This is a genomic window from Leifsonia sp. ALI-44-B (genome assembly GCF_001984125.1).
Lineage (GTDB): Bacteria > Actinomycetota > Actinomycetes > Actinomycetales > Microbacteriaceae > Okibacterium.
On sequence record NZ_MTQL01000003.1, the window covers coordinates 20,701 to 27,420 of the forward strand.

Annotated in this window: 6 protein-coding genes and 1 pseudogene; all 7 read right to left on the reverse strand. The window is 63.7% G+C overall.

Annotated features, from left to right (window positions below):
* Window position 1: 1 nt before the first annotated feature.
* Complete coding sequence (locus ALI44B_RS00240) at window positions 2-1,339, reverse strand: putative type IV secretion/conjugal transfer ATPase (RefSeq protein WP_238591934.1); 1,338 nt, start codon at window positions 1,337-1,339, stop codon at window positions 2-4.
* A 212-nt stretch (window positions 1,340-1,551) separates the two neighbouring features.
* On the reverse strand, window positions 1,552-3,063 hold the full coding sequence (locus ALI44B_RS00245; RefSeq protein WP_077052798.1) for an SCO6880 family protein: 1,512 nt from the start codon (window positions 3,061-3,063) through the stop codon (window positions 1,552-1,554).
* A 186-nt stretch (window positions 3,064-3,249) separates the two neighbouring features.
* Window positions 3,250-4,479, reverse strand: a complete 1,230-nt coding sequence (locus ALI44B_RS00250; protein ID WP_077052799.1) for a hypothetical protein — start codon at window positions 4,477-4,479, stop codon at window positions 3,250-3,252.
* Window positions 4,472-5,191, reverse strand: coding sequence for a DUF8175 domain-containg protein (locus ALI44B_RS00255; protein ID WP_077052800.1), 720 nt, complete (start codon window positions 5,189-5,191; stop codon window positions 4,472-4,474). Before ALI44B_RS00255 ends, ALI44B_RS00250 begins: the two co-directional genes overlap by 8 nt.
* Window positions 5,192-5,402: 211 nt before the next feature.
* Window positions 5,403-5,699, reverse strand: a complete 297-nt coding sequence (locus ALI44B_RS00265; protein ID WP_077052802.1) for a TrbC/VirB2 family protein — start codon at window positions 5,697-5,699, stop codon at window positions 5,403-5,405.
* On the reverse strand, window positions 5,696-6,400 hold the full coding sequence (locus tag ALI44B_RS00270) for a hypothetical protein (protein WP_077052803.1): 705 nt from the start codon (window positions 6,398-6,400) through the stop codon (window positions 5,696-5,698). Before ALI44B_RS00270 ends, ALI44B_RS00265 begins: the two co-directional genes overlap by 4 nt.
* Window positions 6,390-6,720: pseudogene (locus tag ALI44B_RS16025) on the reverse strand (hypothetical protein); the annotation flags it as partial. The pseudogene ALI44B_RS16025 and the gene ALI44B_RS00270, both read right to left, overlap by 11 nt.

Here is a 6,720-nt window from a genome sequence, read left to right on the forward strand (position 1 = left end):
GTCAGGCTCCTCGTCTTTCGTCGCTGTGCAGGCGTTGTGCGCGGAAACGTTCGTCGGTGATGTGGAAACCCTTTTGGGTCGGCGTCTGGATCATCTTCACCGCGACCCCCGGACGGCCTTCCACCTTGAAGAGGATCTTTCCCGCGCCGGGAGGCGGGGCAGAGGACTTCGCGCCCGCGAGGGGTTTCTTCCCCCAGCTCCTGGCCGCATTGAAGCTGGCGACCATACGGATTTCCTTGTCGGTGAGAGGCTTCACTTTCGCCAGCTCCTCCACGTCGTCTTTTGTCAGAGCCATTAGCCCCAGCAGGCCGCTTCGTTCGGCGAGGCCGCGGGCTTTTTCACGGTCTTCCGGGTTGGGGAGAGAGAGCATGTCTTTCGGGGAGTGAGTGATCTTCATCTCCGCCGTTCCCACCGACCGGTTCGAGCGGGACAGGGCGTCTACCTGGTCGACGATGCCGGGGGTTGACCGGATCGGGTACCAAAACTCATCCATCAGGGTGGTGTAACCGCTCCACGTCACGGCGGGCTTGTAGGTATCGCCGGCGGCGGCCGCTTCGGCCTGCAGCTGGGTTTCGTGCTTGGCCAACTCCCAGTGCGCGTCGATCGAGTCCATTCCGAGCGACCACGACATGAGCATGGCCGTCGAAAGCAGAGCGGTCGCGCTGGCTGGGATTGACGAGGTGTCGAAGCAGAACCCGCCCCGGTTGCCGGGGTCGATTTCGATTGACTCCGTGCCGCCGAGGAGACGGCCGAGGTCGCCGGACAGCATGGCTTCGATGGAGTCGCCCAAGTCCGAGTACTTCGCGTCAAACCCTTCCGCGTTGCGTTGCCGAGTCAGGGAGAGAACGTGTTCCGAGGGTTCCCGGAACACCCGGCCTAGGTCTCGGGTGACCGGCGAATCGTTGCGGTCGAGGATGCTCTGCACAAGCGCTTCGACAACAGCGTCTTCCATGTCAGACAGCGGCGCGCCGCGGCTCACACGCAACGCGAGCTGCGCCTGCTTCACGACTTTCCACGTCGCGAGCTCGCGCAGCTCCTCCCCCGTCTTGCCGCCGATACGTTCCGCAGCTTTGCCGAGGGGACCGAGCGACAGAAGGTTCAGCTGATGGCGGGCGTTCGGACCAAACTCGAATACTGACCCGCCAGCTTGCTCGACCAGCGGCGTGTGTTCCCCACGCTTGAGAGGGTTGAAGATCGCCGGGACCAGACCCCGCGCCATCATCCCAAGAGTCATCGTCTGCGCGGTCGAGGACTTCCCCACACCGTTGATCCCAAACAGGAACATCGACGGTGACGAAATCACACCCTCCATATAGAACGCGTGATGATCGAGCGCCACAGCCGTGTGCGACTGCAGGTCCGTTCCACAGGGTGCGCCAGAAACCGGCCGGGCGGTGCCGGCGGTGAACGGGTAAATGCCGTTCGCTTGGACCGATGAGCCGTACCACATCGGTGCGGACGGAACACGGCTCCAGCGGCCGCCTCCGTGGCCTGCGTAACCGGTCGGTGTCAGTGGGCGAGGCCGTGACCTCATCCACGCGGGCATGCGCTTCATACGATCCCCTTCATTGCTGTTTCGACCTGTGTTTCGTGCTGCCACGGCAGAATGCCCAGTGGCAGAGTGGTGTGGAACGCAGGGCCGGCGTCGTACTCGCAGAACCGGAACGCCAACGACGACTGCTGCAGCAGGCTTTTCAGCTTCGTCAGCGCCTCACGGTAGGCGCGGTCATCCGGCTCGAAGGTGACCGTGACGGCCATCGAGAACCGCGTGACCGATGCACCTTCGGTCACTTCGTCCTCGAGTTTTTCCGCCTGCGTCACCTTTTTTTGGTCCTTCGCTGTGCGGCGAGCTTTCGCGGTCGCCACGGTGGAGGCGGCCGCTCCCATCTGTTCGACCAACTGCGTCGTTTTCTCCGGCGGCACCGGACGATAGAACAGGGCCACACGCTTCCGAAGGAACCGGTCAGAGGGGCGGAATAGCCCCGCCAGGGTGTCTTCGGTGATGTGCCGGCGCGGCGGCGCGAGCACAAGCGCTGTCATCGACGCGACGCCATCGTGCAGGCACACACGCTTGCCGCTGTCATCGAAGTAGTCAGGGCCAGCCTCCGTTACCCGCAGGCCGGAATGCAGCCCCCGTAGCGCGTCGCTGGCGTATTCCGTTGACCGTTCCGGGCTGTAGGCCACGCGCACTGCTTCAGCGAGAATCTCGCTCGTCGCGATCGATACCGTGCCGCCGCCGGCGTCGGTTAACGCTTCCACCTGGTACGGCAGTTTCGCGGCCACCTCGGCCACGGCATCTTCCGTCGTGGTCGCCAGCGACGGAATCGACCAGGACATCGTGACCCACGTCGAAACTTCCGAGTACCGGCCGGGAAGTTCTTCGCCCGCTTCCATGCTGTGCCGGCGCGCGACCTCGGGAGCGTCCGGGTCGATGTCAGACACAATTCGCTCGACCAGTGGCCCCTTGTCCCGCAACGCACCGTCTACGACGACCGTCGCGCCGGCGAGGGCATCCTCCGCCGACAGCGACGCCAACCACCCGCCATAGGACACCACATCGGCGTCCACCTTGCTCTGCGTGTGCATGTCTGTGCCATCGGCGTTGCAGGAGAACACCGCGGTCAGTGTCTTCGTCTTCGGGTTGTGAAGCAGCGTGAACGGCTCTCCGAAACCATCGGTCCCGTCGATCTCCTTCACATGCGCGAGGACTCCCGGCAGGGACGTAAGAGCGTCCGCCGGCAGGGTCGAAAATAGGCCCGAGTTGAACGTCGCCTCTCCTCGTTCGGCACGGCGCACCCCCGAAATCGCGGCCGAGAGACGCTCAGCGATCGTGCGGCCTGTCGTGTCACCGCCGAATCGGATAATAAACACCAGCTCGAATAACAGCGCTGCAACGACGACGATGAGGCCGGCAACGAACCACCCGCGCACGAACGTCATGGCCATAAGCGTGAGGGCTCCGACCAGGACAAACCAGCCAGGGAGCGTTAGGCCGCCGAGCGTGGCCCGGTTCGTGGGAATCCACACTCCAAAACGAACGCGTTGCTGTGTCTCGTCGGTCATTTGAACAGCCCTCCGTCGTCGGTGTACGGAGGCAGGTGTGGTGCAGTGATGGTCACGTTGACACGTCGGCCCGCCATTACGGGATTACGCAGCAAGCGCGCGACTGCAGCCGAGTACCGTTTCGCGCCCTTCGCGTCTAAGAGGCCCAGGCCGCCGCTGATGGTGATGGTTACGGTTTCTGTGTTCTTACTCATCGATCATTTCCCCCACTCCGCGACTCCCGCTGGGGATCGCATTACCCAAATCTCGTGCTGTGTCCCACCCTGAGCGGCCGGAACTCGAAGAGCTTCCGCTACCCGAGCCCGAAGGCGAAGACCCCGAGGAACCGCCGGACCCGGAAGGCCCACCCGACCCCGAAGACCCGCCGCCACCGGCCGGCCCGGAACCGCCGGCAGAACCAGCAGCACCAGCCGGGCCGGCTGATCCGGCTCCGCCTGCAGCTGTCGATGAACCGGCCGCGGCCGCACTCGATGTGCCGGCAGACTTTGCCGCTGCACCCGCGGCCGGTGCCGCGGCGCCACCGGTTGCAACTGCCGATCCGACCGCGACGCTGGTCACCAGGGCGGTGCGAGCCCCGCTCGCTGCCATCGCGCCGGCACTTGCCCGGCCCATCGCCGAGGTGACCGGCACCACCAGGCGCATCAGCGCCGGCAAAGCGAAGATCGCCAGGACGAAGATCGCGACGCCGATCATTGCCCCTTCAACGCCATCGCGTCCCTCACGGAACTTGATGGCTAGGCCGTAGAGCGACGCGGCGACGGGCGAGTACAGCAGGAACGCCAGGAGCCAACCTGTCGTCTTCTCAAACATGCCCTCGTGGCGTTCGAACATTGCGCCGGCGGCCGTGAGCGGCCAGAACGGCAGCAACACCGACACTGCAACGGCACGCAGGATCATGATGATCCACTGGACGATGATCGCGAACACGCCCAACAGGCCGAAGATCAGTGCCAGCGCAATGTTCGCGCTGAACGTCGCCTCGTCCCATAGGAGGTTAGGGGCGCTCCCCCCGTTTGCAGCCTCGAGAATCGATTTCGCCAACGCGTTCGATCCGGTCTGCATGACGCTAAAGAACGTCACGCCAGCAACCGAGATGAGAATCGCACGGAGGAACCGTTTCGCGGCATCGGCGGCGACGTCGCCACGAGCAAGAAGCGCCGTGCGAACACCGGCGATCATCAACCCGAGAGCGAGAAGGAACGCTTGAACCGGCATGGTGATCCCAGCGAACCAATCGGCGGTGTAACCGCCCACGATCCCGTCGAGCCCTGACGTGATCCACGACGTGAAGAAACCCGTCCACATGTCGTTCGCGCCCTGCATCAGATCCCGAGCAAAATTCTCAAGCTCACCTTGGGCTATGGAACCGACGGTGCAGTCGATGAGGTTAGCCGGATCGAAGCAGTTCTCATCCATTGCTCGCACCTGCCCAAGGGGTGAATTCGCCCTCGCTGACATCCGAAGCCTGACCCGTTGAACCTGTATCGAGCGGCTTCACTTTCCAGTCGCCGCCTTCCCAAATGAGCGGCACAGGTAAGCCCCGGAAACCCGTAGGGCTCGCGGGTACACGAAGGATGACGCGCACCAAGGTGCGATCGCCGTCGTACTCCTCAATTTGGAATCCTGCGATCGACACTCCGCTGGATGCGATCTGCTGCGTCAGCCGTGATTCCGTGTTTTCGTCCAGCTGCGAGAGCATGGCTTTCTTACCGGGTGAGTCAGCGACATAAAATTCCGTTGCTTCAAGGGGTGTGTGGTCCACCTGTGAGAAAACGAAAGTTACTGCCGCCAAAGACGCCCCAACCGGTGAATGCTCAAAGCACGCCGCGAAACCCTTTGTCACGGCCGTTGGACCGACCGAATCGGACACGGGCCAGGTGACGCCTTCTTTCGCCTCCCAGCGGAGGTCTGAGGGCACGTCGCGCTCGTCGCTGGCCGGTGCCGCACATCCGACCGCGCCGACAGCAGAGGTCTCGGTCGGCGCAGACGTTGGCCGCTGCGTCTGTTCCGTAGACGGTTCAGGTGTGTCCGACGGAACTAGGAAGATGACTAGCGCCGCGATGATCGCGACCACCAGCACGCCGATCGACAGCCAAAGGGTGATCTTGCTCGTAGATGCCTTTGTCATCAGAAACTCCAATCGAGGGCAAAGCTTGGGCTACTGACGGATACGAAGGCGACGCCCGTTAGGGCCAAGATGCCCACACCTGCGCCGACCAGGTAGACCCGCATCAAATCGAGGTCGCTATCCCGGCTCCGCCAGCTCAGAAAAATGGCGCGCGCTACTGCGGCGACTACTGCCACAACCAGCGCTCCGACGACGACCCAAAAGAGCGCGATCACTGGACGCACCCTTCGGGAGCCTGCAGGAAGATCGAGACGATCCCCGAGGCGGCACCGATCAGAACAACGCCGGCAATCCACCAGGCGAGCGAACGGAGCATTTCACCGCCGTCACCGCGGCGGGATGAGAAGAACATGCCAATGCCGATCATGATCAAAGCGATCACGGCCATGGCCACGGCCACGAGCTGCGTCCAGAACTTCGCGGTATCGAGCGCGTTCTGAGCGTCGACAGGCAAGCAGTAAGGCGCTGCGACGAAGGTGTCTACGGCGCTGGTAACGAGTTCAATCATGGTGTGTCCTTCCAGTTGCCGCGGATCGCGGCTTCGGTCTTCGCTGCGACTTTTGCCACAGCTGCGGTTTTGTTGATCGTGAGAGTGCCGCGTAGTGCCGGCACCCAGGGGACGCGAATGATCGGGGCGACGCCGGACAGTACTCGGATGCCGCGCCGAACATCGGCCGGCACCTTCCCCGGCGCATCAGCGACCATCAAGATCGCGCCGGCGCGGTGAGTGAATGCTTTGCTCGTCTCGACGCCCTGCAGTGTGGTGCGGGCGACGAGGAGAATGCGGCCGTCGTAGGAGGTCGGGTCATCTATCTCCGCACCGTGAAGCAGCTCGGCCCAGGTGGTGACGCCTGCCCCTGGATGAGCGCCGTACAGTGCCCACCCGTCGGGCATCACACGCCCGACACTCGGCGCCGCCATCACTAGTCGAGGCGGGCGGAGCCACTGCAACGCGGCCGGGTTAGAGAAACCGTTCGCCGTGATGGCCCCGTCAGCTGCGAGTGTCAGCGTGAAGCGTTCCTGGCCAGCAGGGCGCACGTCGATGTCGCGGGGCTCGGACCCGAGCGGGCCGCCCACGAGTTGTTCCAGAAGGAACGACGACGGATCAACGCCTGCGGCGACCTCGACAGTTCGGCCCTCAACCGTCCACATTGGGCCGTTGAGCTGAGCAATGACGGCCGCCGGCCGTGCTGTCAGATCAGAGGCCATCAATGATCGCCGCCGTCGCTGCCAGGTACGCGCGCTGAGTCGCGGGTGCAAGGTTCTCGTACACAATGCGAGACCCGTTCAGTGCCTCGTCGTAGGGCACCACGACCACTTCCCGCACATAGTGCTTGAAGTGCTCGATGGTCTGTTCGCGGTTCTCCTCGCTCGCCCGGTACTCGTCGCTGTTCTTGCGCGCCTTCCGCGCTGGCTCCGAAAGAATCAGGATGCCGCGCGACAGCTTCTCTTCCAGGCCCTGCGCCACGAGGATGTCTACGGTCGCGGCAAGCTTCTTGGTGGAGTCCTTTTTGTTCAGGGCCACCAGG